Source organism: Pyrodictium delaneyi (genome assembly GCF_001412615.1).
In the GTDB taxonomy this organism is placed as follows: Archaea; Thermoproteota; Thermoprotei_A; order Sulfolobales; family Pyrodictiaceae; genus Pyrodictium; species Pyrodictium delaneyi.
The window spans coordinates 215,716-230,746 of record NZ_CP013011.1; the positions used below are offsets into that span (position 1 = coordinate 215,716).

The 15,031-nt window shown below is 64.0% G+C and carries 13 protein-coding genes; 9 read left to right on the forward strand and 4 right to left on the reverse strand.

What is annotated here, in order from left to right; all coding sequences use genetic code 11:
- Nucleotides 1–18: 18 nt before the first annotated feature.
- The 3 genes from Pyrde_RS01190 (at nucleotide 19) to Pyrde_RS01200 (ending at nucleotide 2,123) form a co-directional block, all read left to right on the forward strand.
- On the forward strand, nucleotides 19–798 hold the full coding sequence (locus tag Pyrde_RS01190; RefSeq protein WP_143522191.1) for a hypothetical protein: 780 nt from the start codon (nucleotides 19–21) through the stop codon (nucleotides 796–798).
- Between the two features lie 176 nt (nucleotides 799–974).
- Nucleotides 975–1,856: an alpha/beta hydrolase gene (locus tag Pyrde_RS01195; protein WP_055407501.1), complete on the forward strand. Its 882-nt coding sequence runs from the start codon at nucleotides 975–977 to the stop codon at nucleotides 1,854–1,856.
- A gap of 18 nt (nucleotides 1,857–1,874) precedes the next feature.
- Nucleotides 1,875–2,123 carry a hypothetical protein gene (locus Pyrde_RS01200; protein ID WP_055407504.1) on the forward strand — a complete coding sequence of 83 codons (249 nt, stop codon included), beginning with the start codon at nucleotides 1,875–1,877 and terminating at the stop codon, nucleotides 2,121–2,123.
- A 104-nt stretch (nucleotides 2,124–2,227) separates the two neighbouring features.
- On the opposite strand, the gene Pyrde_RS01205 is transcribed toward Pyrde_RS01200, so the two are convergent.
- Nucleotides 2,228–4,570, reverse strand: a complete 2,343-nt coding sequence (locus Pyrde_RS01205) for a hypothetical protein (RefSeq protein WP_055407506.1) — start codon at nucleotides 4,568–4,570, stop codon at nucleotides 2,228–2,230.
- Between the two features lie 47 nt (nucleotides 4,571–4,617).
- On the opposite strand from Pyrde_RS01205, the gene Pyrde_RS01210 reads away from it, so the two are divergent.
- Together Pyrde_RS01210 and Pyrde_RS01215 are read left to right on the forward strand one after the other, a co-directional pair.
- The gene (locus Pyrde_RS01210) at nucleotides 4,618–5,703 is read left to right on the forward strand and encodes a glycosyltransferase (protein ID WP_197272699.1); all 1,086 of its coding nucleotides are present in this window, start codon (nucleotides 4,618–4,620) and stop codon (nucleotides 5,701–5,703) included.
- Between the two features lie 117 nt (nucleotides 5,704–5,820).
- Nucleotides 5,821–6,804: an MBL fold metallo-hydrolase gene (locus tag Pyrde_RS01215; protein WP_055407508.1), complete on the forward strand. Its 984-nt coding sequence runs from the start codon at nucleotides 5,821–5,823 to the stop codon at nucleotides 6,802–6,804.
- On the opposite strand, the gene Pyrde_RS01220 is transcribed toward Pyrde_RS01215, so the two are convergent.
- Together Pyrde_RS01220 and Pyrde_RS01225 are read right to left on the reverse strand one after the other, a co-directional pair.
- Nucleotides 6,799–7,377: a MarR family transcriptional regulator gene (locus Pyrde_RS01220; protein WP_180385499.1), complete on the reverse strand. Its 579-nt coding sequence runs from the start codon at nucleotides 7,375–7,377 to the stop codon at nucleotides 6,799–6,801. The genes Pyrde_RS01215 and Pyrde_RS01220 overlap by 6 nt on opposite strands.
- Before the next feature lie 583 nt (nucleotides 7,378–7,960).
- A complete protein-coding gene (locus Pyrde_RS01225; RefSeq protein ID WP_180385500.1) occupies nucleotides 7,961–9,964 on the reverse strand; it encodes a S9 family peptidase in 2,004 nt (667 codons plus the stop codon).
- Between the two features lie 151 nt (nucleotides 9,965–10,115).
- Between Pyrde_RS01225 and Pyrde_RS01230 the strand changes: the two genes are divergently transcribed.
- The 4 genes from Pyrde_RS01230 (at nucleotide 10,116) to hmgA (ending at nucleotide 14,188) form a co-directional block, all read left to right on the forward strand.
- Nucleotides 10,116–11,165 (forward strand): hydroxymethylglutaryl-CoA synthase, encoded by a 1,050-nt coding sequence (locus Pyrde_RS01230; RefSeq protein WP_055407515.1) that lies wholly within the window; start codon nucleotides 10,116–10,118, stop codon nucleotides 11,163–11,165.
- A gap of 21 nt (nucleotides 11,166–11,186) precedes the next feature.
- Nucleotides 11,187–12,341, forward strand: coding sequence for a thiolase domain-containing protein (locus Pyrde_RS01235; RefSeq protein ID WP_055410584.1), 1,155 nt, complete (start codon nucleotides 11,187–11,189; stop codon nucleotides 12,339–12,341).
- Between the two features lie 24 nt (nucleotides 12,342–12,365).
- A complete protein-coding gene (locus tag Pyrde_RS01240) occupies nucleotides 12,366–12,806 on the forward strand; it encodes a Zn-ribbon domain-containing OB-fold protein (protein ID WP_055407517.1) in 441 nt (146 codons plus the stop codon).
- A gap of 113 nt (nucleotides 12,807–12,919) precedes the next feature.
- Nucleotides 12,920–14,188, forward strand: coding sequence for a hydroxymethylglutaryl-CoA reductase (NADPH) (gene hmgA, locus Pyrde_RS01245; protein ID WP_055407519.1), 1,269 nt, complete (start codon nucleotides 12,920–12,922; stop codon nucleotides 14,186–14,188).
- Here hmgA and Pyrde_RS01250 read toward each other — a convergent pair.
- Complete coding sequence (locus Pyrde_RS01250) at nucleotides 14,185–14,991, reverse strand: SagB/ThcOx family dehydrogenase (protein WP_231656766.1); 807 nt, start codon at nucleotides 14,989–14,991, stop codon at nucleotides 14,185–14,187. The two genes, hmgA and Pyrde_RS01250, sit on opposite strands and share 4 nt — an antisense overlap.
- Nucleotides 14,992–15,031 lie beyond the last annotated feature (40 nt).

Genomic DNA, 15,031 nt, shown 5'->3' on the forward strand with positions numbered 1-15,031 from the left:
TATGGGGCTCTGAGAGCGTTGTCTAGAAGGACGTCCAGGAATGTTAGACGGGTGGTATTGCTAACAGCTATTGTACTTGCGCTCATAGTAGCGGCAGGTGCTAGTAGGTGGGGTATCAGCGATACCCGGGGGGATTGTCCGCGTGGCCGGGCGCTGGTTGCAGATGCACTCAGTCTGGACTTCCCTAACCCGGAGCTGGACAGGTTCCTGGTAGAGACCCTCAAGAAAGCGGGCTACATCGTGGACTACGTGAACGGCACCGGGGTTGACCTGGAGCTCTACCGCCGGCTCACAGACTACGACGTGGTTATCCTAAGGGTGCACGGGGGGAAGGGCGAGGTAAGGCTCCCCGACGGAAGGGTGGCAGTGGTCAACGGGCTGTTTACCGGCCTACCCTGGGATGACCGGTACCAGGAGCTTATGTGGAAATGGCTCGCGGCCAAGGCCACCCCGTATCATGATCCAAGCAGGGCATACCTCGCTGTGCTCCCCGGCTTCTTCACAAGGGAGATGAGGGGCAGGTTCTGCCCCGGGAGCGTCGTGGTTGTGGGGAGCTGCTTTAGCCTCTACACCTACGAGATACCGGTAGCCCTGGCGCAGCTGGGCCTAGGAGTCTACATCGGCTGGACCGGGCCGGTCACCGTCCAGGAGATAGACGTGGGTCTACGCATGCTGGTAGACCTAGTCTACAACCAGGGACTCAACTGGACAGAAGCCGCCATAGAGGTCGGCAAGAGGCTCGGCACCAACGAGTACAACAGCACACTCTATGCCGTGATACTCAGCCGCCAGAGCTAGAAGTCCCGAAGACTTCTCAATGCTATGATATTTTAGGCAGGGGATGTAGCAAATCCCCTCATCAAGCCATGGACTATTGTATACGGAAAGCATATGGTACACTTTTTAAGGGGTAGCAAGGCCCTTGCCATCATCATAGCGCTACTGCGCAATACATGCTAGAATGGTGATTATGTATGCCGAGGCTCAGCCGCCGGGGCAGACTCATACTAGTCTTCGCTACCGTTGCTGTATTGTCCGTGTTAGTGGCTCTCCCCTGGTACATAGCGTATAGCAGCCTCCACCCTGATACATGTAGGCCTAGCGTCACGCCGGGCGACCTCGGGCTAGGCTACGAGGGCTTCGCAGTCAATACTAGCGATGGGGTGACGATCCGGGGCTGGGTGATCGAGCCCAGGGCCAGGGGCGATACCGTGTTCATACTGATGCATGGCTATACGTCATGCCGTTCTGCACCCTACATCCTCGACCTGGCAGAGGCTCTGGCCAGGAGGGGCTACCCGGTGGTCGTCTTCGACTTCCGGGGCCACGGGGAGAGCAGCGGCTCGACGACCATCGGGCCCAGGGAGGTGCTTGACGCGGAGGCCGTAGTGGGATATGCTGCCGAGCGGTTCCCGGGGCGGAGGATAGTGCTAGTTGGCTTCAGCATGGGTGGCGCTGTCGCTATAGTCGAGGGCGCGGGGGATCCCCGTGTCTATGCGGTGGCGGCTGACAGCCCCTACTACAGGCTCGCGGACGTTGTGCCCCGGTGGCTAGAGTATAAGACTCCGCTACCGGGCTGGATGGGCGTACTCGCCGGCTTTTACGGCCAGCTCATGGCCGGCGTTGACCTGGACTTCGGCCCGGCAATGGTGGAGCGTGTTGATAAGCCACTTATGGTTGTTTATGGGACTCAAGACCCCCTAGTCACCCCCGAGGAGATGCGGGAAATAGCCTCCAAGAGTCCTTGCAGTATACTAGTCGGCGTGCCGGGCGCGGGCCACGTGGAGGCTGTCGAAAAGCTGGGCCCAGAGCGGTACGCGGAGATGCTTGTAGATCTCGCGCATAGGAGCTGCTAGGCTGGAGGCGGTTCCGTCTTGGTGTACACGCGTGCGCTAGAGGAGGCCTACACAATGGCCCGGGGCGTAGAGCTGTCCTGCGGCAGAGTAGCAGAGCTAGAAGAGGCGCTAAGGGTTATCGAGGAGCTGATGGAGCGGGGCGGTGGCGCCGAGGAGCTAGAGTATGCTGGAGCACTGCTAAGACAAGCTGGGGACGTGCTCCGGCTAAGAGGCTGCCTCGACTGGCACCTCCTAGTCCAAGCTGCGGACATCGTAGAGCATGCTTAATCTGGAGATTGGCGACGATATGAAATATTCTTGATCAGCTATATAATGTGTCTAATGCTATACAAGTAATATTCAACTCCAGATTTGGCAAGATCAGAGCAGTATTACTGAGTTCTAGCAGTCTGGTTTATACCACCCAATATCGTGTCCACTGCGGCGGCTATGGCCGCGGCTACGGCGGCTGCCCGGAGCAGAAGCGGGCTGCCCAGCAGCGAAGCGGCGGCTGCGACGGCTATGAAGGGCCACGGCGTGTACCCGCCGCCCCGGGGCCCCGCGGCTAACAGCACTGCCATCGTGTCGGGGCTGTAGGCCGCCATGAGCGCGAGGAGCGCAGCGGGCCGGGCCTCGAGCAGCACAGCGGTGGCGGCGCCGGCCAGCGCGGCGGCCGCCGGCGTAGCAGCCACGGCTGCGGCTGCCCCGGCTCCCGCGCCATGGGCTAGCAGCGTGGCTAGGTGGAAGCCCGCTGCGAGGCCTAGCAGGTAGAGGGCTCGCCGGATCCGGCTCTCCTGGAGCCCAGCTAAGCCGGCGTAGACTGGGCTGGGGGCTAGGAGGCCGGCGAGGAGCCCGTCGACGAGCCCCGGGCCTGCCCTAGCGGCTGCTGCGAGTACGGGGGCGAACACGCCCGCGGGCCCGGTGTAGGCGAGCAGCCCCACACCGAACCAGGCGGCGGCCGTCTTAGCTAGCCTACGGCGGCCCTGCCAGGAGTGGATTACTGAGAACCTATAGCCCATTGTCCAGTAGAACACCACGGCGGCTGCTAGCAGGGCTAGCCGGGCGAGCTTGCCGGTGTCCGCGGCCACTGTGTATAGGAACGGCGCCTCGGCAGGGGACGTGAAGCCGGGCCACGGGTGCATACCGTGTAGCAGGGCGGAGGCCAGCGCGCCGGCAGCAGCGGCGGCTCCAGCTGTCCAGCGCAGCGCTGTCTCCGTGGCGAGGCAGTCCCGTAGCCCAGCCCAGCCGAGCCAGCGGGCGGCCTCAACGGCGAGGAGCGGGCTGACAGCGAGCACTATTCCGGAGAGCATGGAGAGCTGTACGCTGTAGAAGTTGTAGAGCGTATGGTTCCCCGCAGCGTAGACTAAGGCGTAGCCTGCGACTGCAGATGCTAGTGCAGCAGCCGCGAAGGCTTCCGCGTTCTTCCCCGTACAGCTCCCGATGCATGTGCTGAGCGCAGCTGCTGCGAGCCCGGCTAGGGAGACGAGGAGCGCGGGCAACGTGATCACCGGGTTGGAAGCAGCCACGATGAGCGGCCTGCCGTCGACGTAGTGGAGGATGAAGCCGGGCACGCCTAGCAGCAGGCCGAGGGGCGTGGTCGAGGGCGGGCCCTCCGCGGGCCTGCTGGTTGTGTGCCAGCGGAGCGAGCCCACGACCTCGTCGAGCCAGGCCCCGGGCCCCATCCACTCTATGAACGGGATCCAGGAGGCGAGCACCACGGCTAGCGGCACGGAGAGGAGTACTAGGGTCTTGGCGGGGCCTAGGCCCCGGAGCCGCGCGTAGACGAGGAGCGCGGGGAGCACGAAGAGCCCCGTATACTTCGCCGAGCCCGCGAGCCCCGCTAGCAGGGCCGCGGCGAAGGGATGGCCGTAGAGGAGCGCCGCCACAGCTAGCGCGTCGAGGCTCGCGGCATAGATGTCGAGCATGCCGACGGCCGACATCGATTGGACGCTCTGGTCGAGGAGGGCGAGGGCTGCCGGCGCCAGGGCGAGGACCAGGGCCCAGCGGCTGCCTACCCGCCTCGCAGCCCAGTACGCGGTGGCCGCAACCGCGGCGAGGCCGAGGGCGCCGGCGGCGAAGCTCGCAGCGCGCCACACCCAGTAGCGGAACCCCAGGAGGTCTATCAGGGCGGCGAAGATGTACTTGACTAGCGGCGGGTGCTCCGTGTTGAGGTAGTTGTTGATATTCTCCTTGTCCGGCATCACGCCGGGGACGGCGTCCAGGAAGCACGTAGACACCTGGGGGAGGGATGCAACGGCCTGGTGCTCGCCGAGCGGGGCCTCGACGAGGAGCGCGTGGATCTCGCTATACTGTCTCCCGAGTATCCGGGCTCCCGGCGCATGCTCGTGGATGAGCAGGCTGGCCTCTGCGGGGCTACACTCCCCGGGATTATAGAACACGGTGTAGACGGCATAGCTGCTGTTGACCCGGGCTACTAGGTCCCAGCCGAGCACCTTCCGCGCCACGTTTATCGATGACGGGATGTACCATACCTCGTCGCTGATATAGTCCTCGACCCCCAGGGTCTTCGAGAGCCCGCCGTGGTACAGTGCTAGCAGCGACGCCAGGTACGCAGCAGCAACGACAGCCAGGAGGACCCGGCGGCTAGGCTGCCCACGCCAGTTGCTGGTGCCCGCCACACCTGCTCCTCCAGCTAGTCTGCCGGCTAGACCCCGTGCCGTCGTAAATGTAGCGTCCCAGGGGCCCAGCATATAGGCGCCTGAGGGAAGGTACACGAAGTACTCAGAAGCACTTCAGGAGACGCTGGCATGGGCGTCGAGGCATGAGCGATGACATGGAGCCAGCGGTTTCGATAGTGGTCCCGACGTATAACGAGAGGGAGAACCTGCCCCGGCTACTAGAGGAGATAGACCGCGTACTCCGGGGCAGAGGCATAGACTACGAGGTCGTGGTAGTAGACGACGATAGCCCTGATGGCACGTGGAGGGTCGCCGAGGAGTACGCGGAGCGGGGCCTCCCAGTCCGCGTGGTGAGGAGGCGGGGAGAGCGGGGCCTCGGCAGCGCCATCGCCCGGGGGCTCCGCGTAGCCCGCGGCCGCTACATAGTGGTCATGGACGCGGATCTCCAGCACCCGCCGGAGGCTATCCCCCGGCTCCTCGAGGAGGCCCGGAGGAGCGGTGCGCACCTCGTAGTCGCGACCCGGTACGGCCGCGGGGGCGGCGTGGAGGGCTGGAGCCGTTTCCGCCTCCTGGTCTCTCGTGTGGCGAGCCTGCTGGCATACCTCCTACTCCCCGAGGCCAGGGCCACTAGCGACCCTATGAGCGGCTTCTTCCTGGTCTCCCGCGAGCTCGCAGCGAGGGCGCCGGAGCGGCCGCGGAGCTGGAAGATACTCCTAGACCTCCTAGTCGAGGCCCGGGGCAGGGTCTCGGAGGTCCCCTATGTCTTCCGCCGCCGCGCTGCGGGCGAGAGCAAGCTCGGCCTCCGGGAGATGCTGGACTACGTGCTCCACCTGCTTGAGCTCTCAGGCTACCGGCCCATCAAGTTCGCGGTTGTCGGCGCAACTGGCACGCTCGTCAACCTCGCAGTACTAAGGCTTCTCCACGGCGCGCTGGGCGCACCGCTCCCGCTCTCGTTCCTCGCAGCGTTCGAGGCATCACTGACCTGGAATTACCTGCTCCACGACGCGTGGACCTTCCGGGGCATCCGGCCCCCAGGCGTACTCAATAAGCTACGGTACTGGCTACGGTACCACGCCGCCGCCCTAGGCGGCCTCGCAGCATACATGTCCGTGGGCATGCTGTTGACCACACTGGGCCTAGACTACATGCTCGCGGGGCTGGCAGGGATAATCGCCGGCTTCCTAGCCAACTACACGCTCTCCCTCTACAAGGTGTGGAACAGCCGTTGAACAATACCGAGAACCTGCTTCACGCCGCACCAGGGCGTACTGACACGTCGCCCGGCAGGTAGATCGCAAGAGGGTTAATGGGCTTGTGCAGGCCTTGGCGTCCCTGGCGCAGAGGCCTTGGAGAGGCTGCCTAGCGGGATCCTCCGCGTAGAAGTACCGCTCCCCATAGAGAGCCTCGGGAGCGTGAACGTCTACGTCCTCTCCGACGGGGAGCCGTGGCTCGTAGACGCGGGGATCTACACAGCGAGGGCTGCGAGGCAGCTACTCCGGGGGCTCCGCGAGGCCGGCATACGGCCCTGCGACCTCGCCGGAGTAGTGGTGACACACTTCCACGTAGACCACATGACGCTGGCGCCGGTGCTGGCTGAGCTAGGGTCCCCACGGCTCCTCATAGGCCGCGGCGACCTCGCAGTGCTCGAGTCGGGGGTGGAGGACTTCATAGACCGGGTGCTAGAGCTCTACACGTGGAGCGGGATGCCCAGAGAGGAGGCCGAAAAGATACGCAGGCACCACCCAGCAGTCCGCATGATGGAGGCTTACCGGGAGGCCTTGGAGCTGGACTGGAGGCCCCTAGGCGAGGGAGACCTGCTCCGCGCCGGCGGCCTAGAGCTACGCGTAGTCGAGGCCCCAGGCCACACACCTGGCCACATACTGCTCTACGGAGACGGGCTCCTATTTACCGGGGACACGGTACTCCCCGGCATAACGCCGCACGTGGTGCTCCACGGCGTCGACGAGGACCCGCTCGGCAGCTACCTGGAGAGCCTAAAACGCGTCGAGGCCATGGCGCCGGCCCTCGGGCTCCCCGGCCACCGTGGCGTCCTCCGTGACCCCGCAGCCCGGGCCAGGGAGATACGAGAGCACCACGAGAAGCGGCTCCGCGGGCTACACGAGCTGCTACAGCGCCGGGGCCCGCTGACCGGCTACGAGGCGGCTAGGCTGATGCGGTGGAGGACGCGCTACAGTAGCTGGGACGAGTATCCCCCTGCAGAGAGGTTCTTCGCAGTAGGCGAGGCGCTGGCCCACCTGAGGCACCTAGAAGCACGGGGCCAGGCCGAGCGCCTGGAGCGCGACGGCCTGCTAGCGTGGCGCGCCCTATAGCCTGTCGAACCCGCCGTCGAGCCCGGCGTCGCCCAAGTCAAAGCCTGCATCACCCGTATCTTCGTAGTAAGCGTCCCCAGTGTCCACGTCGCCAGCCTCGTCCACGGCCTCGTAGCCGGACTCATCGCTCCAGCTACTACTCCACGCCAGGTCATCCACCAGCGCAAGCCCCGTGAGCACACTGAGCAGCATCATAGCCTCCATAGCTGTTAGTAGCCCCAGCATTGGGAGCAGCGGTGCAGCCAGGAGCAGCTCCTGGGGGCTCCAGCGCCAGTCCTCTGGCAGCCGCTGCTCCCGGAGGAGCTTCTTAGCGGCGACTGCTGCATGCTCCATTAGCCTCATCGCCTCGGGCACAGTGTCGAGCCCCTGGCGCGTGAGCCGCAGCCTCCGACGCTTCAGTATCAGCCCGCTCTGGTACTCCTCCACGAGCCCCGCCGCCTTCAGCTCCTCGACTATGCTCTCCACAACCTCCCTGGAGACCCGGAGAGCCCTAGCTATCGCGTCCACAGTGTCCAGGCCCCGATGGATAGCGAGAAGGACAGCAGCCTGGCTAGGCGTAAGACCCCCAGCCACCACTCATTGCACCCCTTTGCATCCTAACTTCGATACACAGGGAACAGTTGAAAGCGAAATAATGTTGCTCCCCCGACGGGCCCCTACGCCTACGCCTAGTAATAGACAGCGGGTATACACGCCGCGAGCTCTCCCGCAAGAGCCCCGGGGAGCTACTACGCCTCATAGAGGCAGCACGCGCCGAGGCCAGAAACTCATACGAGATAATAACCGTCGATGGGGAGAGGATTCTACGGGCCAAGCTGCGATGGATAGGGGGGCACAGCGGCTAGCAAGGGAGCTGCTCCGGGGACCCGGGAGGCCCTGGAACTGGCTGCGCGCGCCGAGAGGCCCGAGCACAGTTTCCTAGTCCTAATTGGCCTGGAGAGACTACGCAGCCTCGACAAAGAGCTGAGGAACTCGGCAACGCTTGGCAGAGCGACTCGACCTCAACGAGGCGGTGAGGCTAGTCAAGGAAGACCGCCAGGACTGGTAAAGCTCCACTGCATGTAGTTCCTGAGATAGTTGAGACTAGAAATGTACTCGGTGAGGCACATAAGACCCGGTAAAGCCTGTGCTCGGGGCCTCATAGTGGGCTGCCTCGTCATACTGCCCGGCTCTCCTCCGTACTGCTTGTCGTTGTGGGGCTTGCTTGTTTCAGCTTCTCGGCTAGGTAGTCGAGGATTATCCGGTACCTCTTCATACGGTGCCGTGGCTTGGCCCGGATGCTGTGGCCGTGGCTGCCCCTGGTGAATACTACTAGCCGGCTCTCTTTGCCGTGGAAGCGTAGCGCTACGTGGAACGCTACGGCCTGGTCTATGAAGCACCGGTAGTCCTCCATACTGTGGATTATCAGTACCGGGGTCTCTACGCGGTCTACGTAGTTGATGGGGCTGGCGCGTTCGTAGTTCTCTGGGGAGCTCCAGGGTGTGCCGCATATCTGGTCTGGGTCGAACCAGTAGCCGATATCGCTGGTGCCGAAGTCTGCTCTCCAGTCGCTTATCCCGTTCTCGCTTATCGCTGCCCTGAACCGGTTGGTCTGGGTTATTATCCAGTTGGTCATGTAGCCGCCGTAGCTTATACCCGTCATAGCCATCCTCCCGGGGTCGGCATTCTCGACGCTCTCTAGGAACGCGTCTAGGAACTCCATTATGTCCTGGTAGTCCCGGGTGCCATACTTGCAGCGTATGTCGGCGTACTCCTCGCTGTAGCCGTCGCTGCCCCGGGGGTTACAGTAGACCACGTAGTAGCCCTTGGCCGCTACGAGCTGGTGCATGAAGTTGAAGGCTGCACCGTAGCAGGCCTTAGGGCCGCCGTGGATGAAGAGCACTACGGGGTACCGGTTCCCCGGCTCGCGGCGGGCCGGTGGAAGGTACCAGCCCTCGACTACCGTGCCGTCGCTAGCCCTTGCCTTCAGGTTGACGGGTTTCTGGAGCTCCACCTCTCCGAGCAGCCAGTCGTTGAACCGTGTGAGCCTCCTTGGCTGGCCCCGGCCTGGCTCGAGGATCCATATCTCGCCGGGCTCGGTGTAGCTTGTCCGAGCGTAAGCTATGACGCCTGCGTCGCGCGAGACGGTGAACGAGTAGACTACCTGCTCGCCGCTAGTGAGCTGCTCCAGGTGGCCCGTGCCGGGGTCTACCCGGTGGATGTTGACACGGCCGCCATCGTTGACGAGGAATAGTATGCCGTCCCCGGCCCATATGGGGTGAATGTTCCCGCGCGGCCAGGCGGCGTCGCTGGAGACGTAGGGCGCGGTGTTCCTGTCGAGGCTGCACGTGAGGCACCTGGGCTCGCCGCTGAGGCTTAGCAGCCATACGTGCTCGTGGCTCGCGAGGCCCCTTGGCAGCGCGTGGCCGTGGAGGACGAGGGCGTCTCCCCGGGGGCTCCACTCGACTGCGCTGAAGCTATAGCTGCCACTGAGCAGCGTCTCGGTCTCCCCGGTCTCCACGTCCACGAGCACGACTTCCGTGACGTGGGGGCGTAGCTGATCCCTCGAAACCAGTGCCGCTATCCGTTTCCCGTCGGGGCTCGGCGACGCATAGACCACGTTGAAGTCGCCGCTGGTCAGCCTTCTGTGTAGCCCAGACTCGTAGTCTACTAGGAGTATGTGGCTACGGTACTCCTCGGTGAAGCCGGCGCCGTCGAACCAGACTGGTAGGCCGCGTATATCCACGTAGTCCCCGTCCTCGTCTATGCTCCGGGCCGGCGTCGGCGCCACGGCGAGGATGGTGCTGGAGTCGGGCATCCAGCGTGCCTGGACGAAGCCGTACCGGCTCTGGTATACGCGGCGCGGCTCGCCGCCAAGATGGTACACATAGAGCGCTGTACCCTTCTCTTTCTCGCCTAGGCCCCGGCGGCTCGTGAAGAGAAGCTTCTCGCCGTCGGGGCTCCAGCGGGGCTGGGAGTCGCCCTCGCCCTGCAGCACGGCTAGCGTCTTGCCGGCGGGCAGCTCGTAGATCCATATCTCGTTCCGGTACAAGTTCTTCTCGAGATCCGGCCTCACAGCGACGAGTGCTACCCGGCTGCCGCCAGGCGAGACCTGGGGATCACCGACGTGGACTAGGCGAGAGAAGTCCTCAACCTCCAGGAGCCGCTTCCTAGGGGCCAATTCTGCTCCCTCAGACCTCTCCTCGGCGGGGCTCGGGCTGATAAACGTCAGACCTACGTCCATCGTCGAATAGCGTCTTCGACTGTTGCTGGAGGGGAAGGACTCTTCTACCGCCCTACGGCGACAAGTTGATCCAACATGGAGGAACGGCATGGCGCGAGGCAGCGGTATAGCTGGGTGGGGTGCCTACATACCCCGCTACCGGGTAAAGGCCAGCGAGATAGCGAGGGTCTGGGGCTGGGAGCCAAGCGTCCCCAGGGGCCTCGGAGTCGAGGAGAAGGCCGTCGCGGGCCCTGACGAGGACTCGGTCACGATAGGGGTCGAGGCGGCCCGCAACGCTATCCGCCGCGCCAGCGTAGACCCCACGAGGATCAAGGCAGTCTTCTTCGGCACAGAGTCTAAGCCCTACGCGGTCAAGCCCTCCGCGACGATAGTAGCCGAGGCTCTGGGCATAACACCGGAGACCATGGCCTCCGACTTGGAGTTCGCCTGCCGCGCGGCGAGCGAGGGCATGAGGGCGGGCTTCGCCCTCATAGAAGCCGGGTACATGGAGTACGCGCTGGCCATTGGCGCCGATACGGCGCAGGCTAACCCCGGCGACGTCCTGGAGTTCACTGCTGCGAGTGGCGGCGCAGCCTTCGTCCTAGGCCCTGCGGGCGACAGCGTCGCGGTCCTCGAGGGCGTATACACCTACGCTACCGACACGCCAGACTTCTGGCGGGGCGCTCACAGCCCCTACCCGCTCCACGGCGAAGGCTTCACCGGCGAGCCGGCCTACTTCCACCACATAGAGAGCGCGGTCAAGGGGCTCATGGAGTCCCTGGGGCTCCGTCCAGACGACTTCGACTACGCGGTCTTCCACCAGCCTAACGGCAAGTTCCCGCTCCGCGTGGGCAAAAAACTAGGCTTCCCCAAGGAGAAGATCCTCCCCGGCCTAGTCACCCCAATGATAGGCAACACGTACAACGGGAGCGCGCTCCTCGGCCTAGCCCGGGTCCTCGACCAGGCTAAGCCCGGGCAGCGGATCCTAGTAGCCCCATTCGGCAGCGGCGCGGGGAGCGACGCCTACAGCTTCATAGTGACCGATAAGATAGAGGAGCGCAGAGACCGGGCCCCAAAGGTTGACGACTACATCGAGGCCAAGCGCTACATCGACTACGCAGCCTACGCGAAGATGAGGAGCCTCTACGTACGCATCTAGCCCCAATGGGAGGTGGACCCCGTGACGCGCGTCTACATCGCGGGCGTAGGCATGGTCCCCATCGGCCGCCACTACGGCAAGAGCCTCCTAGACCTCGCCGCAGAGGCAGCGTTCAAGGCACTCGACGAGGCCGGCCTGGAGCCAGACGTGGTCGTGGTCACGAACATGCTTGCTAGCAGGCTCCAGGAGCAGGACAACCTCGGCGCCTACATAGCCTCGGGCATCGGGCTCCGCGGCAAGCCGGCACTCCGCGTCGAGGCAGCCTGCGGCAGCGGTGGCGCAGGCGTCTACACGGCCTACAGCATGGTGCGCTCGGGGCTCGCCCGTAGCGTCCTCGTGGTAGGCGTCGAGAAGATGACAGATTACCCGACATCCACAGTCACCTCCGCGCTAGCACAGGCAGCCGACGCCGAGTACGAGCTGTTCTACGGCGCGAGCTTCACGGGCCTCAACGCGCTGATGATGCGCTACTACATGGAGCGGCACAATGTCGACAGAGACACTATGAGCGAGTGGCCGGTGATGATGCACGAGAACGCCCTCAGCAACCCCTACGCGCAGATACGCCGTCGCATAACACGCGAAGACGTAGCCCGGAGCCAGGTAGTCGCGGACCCGATAAGGCTGCTCGACAGCAGCCCCATCGGCGACGGCGCGGCAGCAGTACTCCTCGTCTCCGAGGAGGCAGCAGCGGAGCTCCCCGAGAAGCCTAGCGTCTACATAGCCGGCGCCGGCATGGCCACGGACACGGTGGAGCTCTCGAACCGTGAGGCCCTAGACCGCATACCTGCGGCCAGGGCGGCGGCTGAGCAGGCCTACCGGATGGCAGGCGTAGGCCCAGGCGACATAGACGTGGCGGAGATACACGACGCCTTCACGATAAACGCGGTGCTCCTCATAGAGGAGCTGGGCTTCGCCCCCTACGGGGAGGCGGCCCGGCTGCTAGCAGAGGGCCGCTTCCACCCAGGCGACCGGCCAACGCTCAACCCCAGCGGCGGCCTGAAGGCCCGCGGCCACCCCGTAGGAACCACCGGCGTCTACCAGATAGCCGAGGTGACTATGCAGCTGCGCGGCGACTTCCCCGGCGTACGAGTCGACGGCGCCGAGACAGGATTGGCGGTCAACATGGGAGGCGACGGCTCCACACTCATCGCCCACGTACTCCGCCGCGTGTAAAAGCCGTAGGGAGGTGTCCCCAGAATGACCCTTCGCATGTCCCCGGTGCGTGTCTGGAGAGAGCGTATCCCCCGCTACCGGCTAGTAGGCAGAGAGTGCAAGAAGTGCGGGCGCCGCCACTACCCGCCGCGCCCCGCTTGCCCCCACTGCGGCTCCAGGGAGCTCGTAGACGTCGAGCTCCCCCAGACGGGCACAGTGGAGACCTACACAGTGATATACACCGTGATGGACGGGTTCCGCGACAGGGCACCCCTCGTGATAGCCCTAGTAAAGCTCGACGACGGTACGAGAGTACTAGCACCGATAACAGACGCTGAGCCAGGCGAGGTCAAGACCGGGATGAGGGTGGAAGCAGTACTACGCCGCATAAGGCGCGACGGCGAGCACGGCGTGATAGCTTACGGTGTAGCGTTCCGTCCAGCCCTATTTAGCGGGAGGAAAGCCGACAGCCAGCAACAAGCCTGAGGGTTTTCCACCCGGGCCCTAGGGGCCCGCGGCTCCTCTTACGCAGAGGGCTATCCCGGAGGATGCATCTAATAGGCCCTGGTAGCTGCGTGGCTTCTCTGAGGGGCTGCTTCTTGGCTGGTGACGCCGAGTCCTGGAATGAGAAGCTCGAGGAGGTAGTCCAGGGGATAGTCGAGGGCAGGATAAAGCTACATGAGGCAGACAAGATCCTGGGCAATGCTAACGCTGCTGCTCTCGCGCGCCGGCTCGCGCTCGAGCGCATGCTCGGCGTAGGCCTCTCGAGCATCGGCAGTACTATACTTGACTTCGAGGAGCTCGTGGGTAGGAACATCGAGAACCCTATCGGCGCAGTCCAGGTGCCTGTGGGCGTTGTGGGGCCGCTCCGCGTCCACGGCGAGTACGCCCGCGGAGACTTCTACGTTCCCCTAGCCACTACCGAGGGCGCTCTCGTGGCCAGCATTAATCGGGGCGCGAAGGCTGTCACGCTGAGCGGCGGGGCACGGGCCCGCGTAGTCTACGACGGTATGGCGCGTGCCCCCGCCTTCTGGACCCCAAGCGTAGACGAGGCTGTGCGCTTCATCCAGTGGGTGCGGGAGAGAATAGAGGATATCCGCAGAGAGGCGGAGTCCACGACCCGGCACGGCAGGCTCGTGGAGATACAGCCATTCCTCGCGGGTAACATCGTCTGGCTCCGCTTCGTCTACAGCACGGGCGACGCTATGGGCATGAACATGGCTACTATAGCTACTGACCGGGCTGCGGAGTGGATCCTCAACAACTACCCGGGCACCGTGAGGCTCGTCGCTATCAGCGGCAATATGTGTACCGACAAGAAGCCGGCCATGATCAACATGCTGCTAGGCCGCGGCAAAACCGTCATCGCGGAGGCGGTGATAAAGAGAGATGTAGCGCTAAAGGTGCTCAAGGCGCCGCCAGAGGAGATAGACGCTGTGAACCGTGTCAAGAACCTCCTAGGCAGCGCCCGCGCCGGAAGCCTAAGCTACAACGCACACTTCGCCAACATCATCGCCGCGATATTCATCGCGACGGGGCAGGACGTCGCCCAGGTTGTGGAGAGCAGTATGGGCTACACCTGGACAGAGGTGCGGGACGGAGACCTCTACATCTCCGTGACCCTGCCAAGCCTAGAAGTGGGCACCGTGGGAGGCGGGACTAGGCTCCCCACCCAGCGCGAGGCCCTCGCGATGCTGGGCGTTGCCGGCGGCGGAGACCCGCCTGGCACAAACGCGAGAAAGCTAGCAGAGATAATTGCGGCTACAGTGCTCGCGGGAGAGCTTAACCTCCTAGCAGCCCTAGCCGCCAACGAGCTCGCCCGCGCCCACAGGCTCCTAGGCCGCGGCGAAGCCCGTAACAAAGGCTAGCCGCGGCGCCGCTCTATGTACTCGGCTAGCTCGCGGGGATCGAGCCGGTAGCGCCACGCAGGCCGGGCAACCGGCATGATGTAGAGAGGTTTTTCCTCCTCAGGAGCCCCTATAATCTCCCGTACAGCTTCGTCGTGAAATGCGCCTATAGCAACAGTAGCGAGGCCTAGCGCAACCGCCTGGAGGTACACGTTCTGCCCGGCATGCCCAACCTCTATGTGGACGTAGCGTACACCTCTAGCCCCATAACGCCTTGTAGTGCGCTCATAAACAGCGGTGAAGACAAGGTTCACAGGAGCCTCCCGGACCCACTCCTGCTCCAGCGCTGCGTGGTACAGCTCTTCTACAAGGTCTCCCCTCCGTACCTGGACGAGTGTATGGCTATGAGGCAGGTACCTATAGGACCCTGGCTCGAGGAACATGTCCCCCGCCAGGACGCCCTGGGGCGCAATTACCGCGTAGACCTCTAATGGATATGTGGCACCAGCACTAGGCGCTGTCCGGAATCCATGCCGTGTCTCCGATATCCCTTGGGCGGCCCAGAGCAGCTGTGCTAACTCCTCGATAGTGAGCGGTTCGTCGGTGTACTCGCGTATAGACCTCCTATTAGCCAGTGTCTCTTCGAGGCTCACTACGCCACTGAGCCGGGGCATAGGGAGGTGGATTATCTGTCCCTCGATCTGAGGAGGCGGGGCCTCATAGCGTGTTCTTAGCCTTCGGTAGCTCAGTGGGAGCCCCAGGAGGAGCCCGAGAGAGGCCAATACTGCAGCGACTATGGCCTGGAGGAAACGTCGCCGAGACAACAAGGCTGGCTCGCCTCCACATGTAGTAGAGCACCCCTTG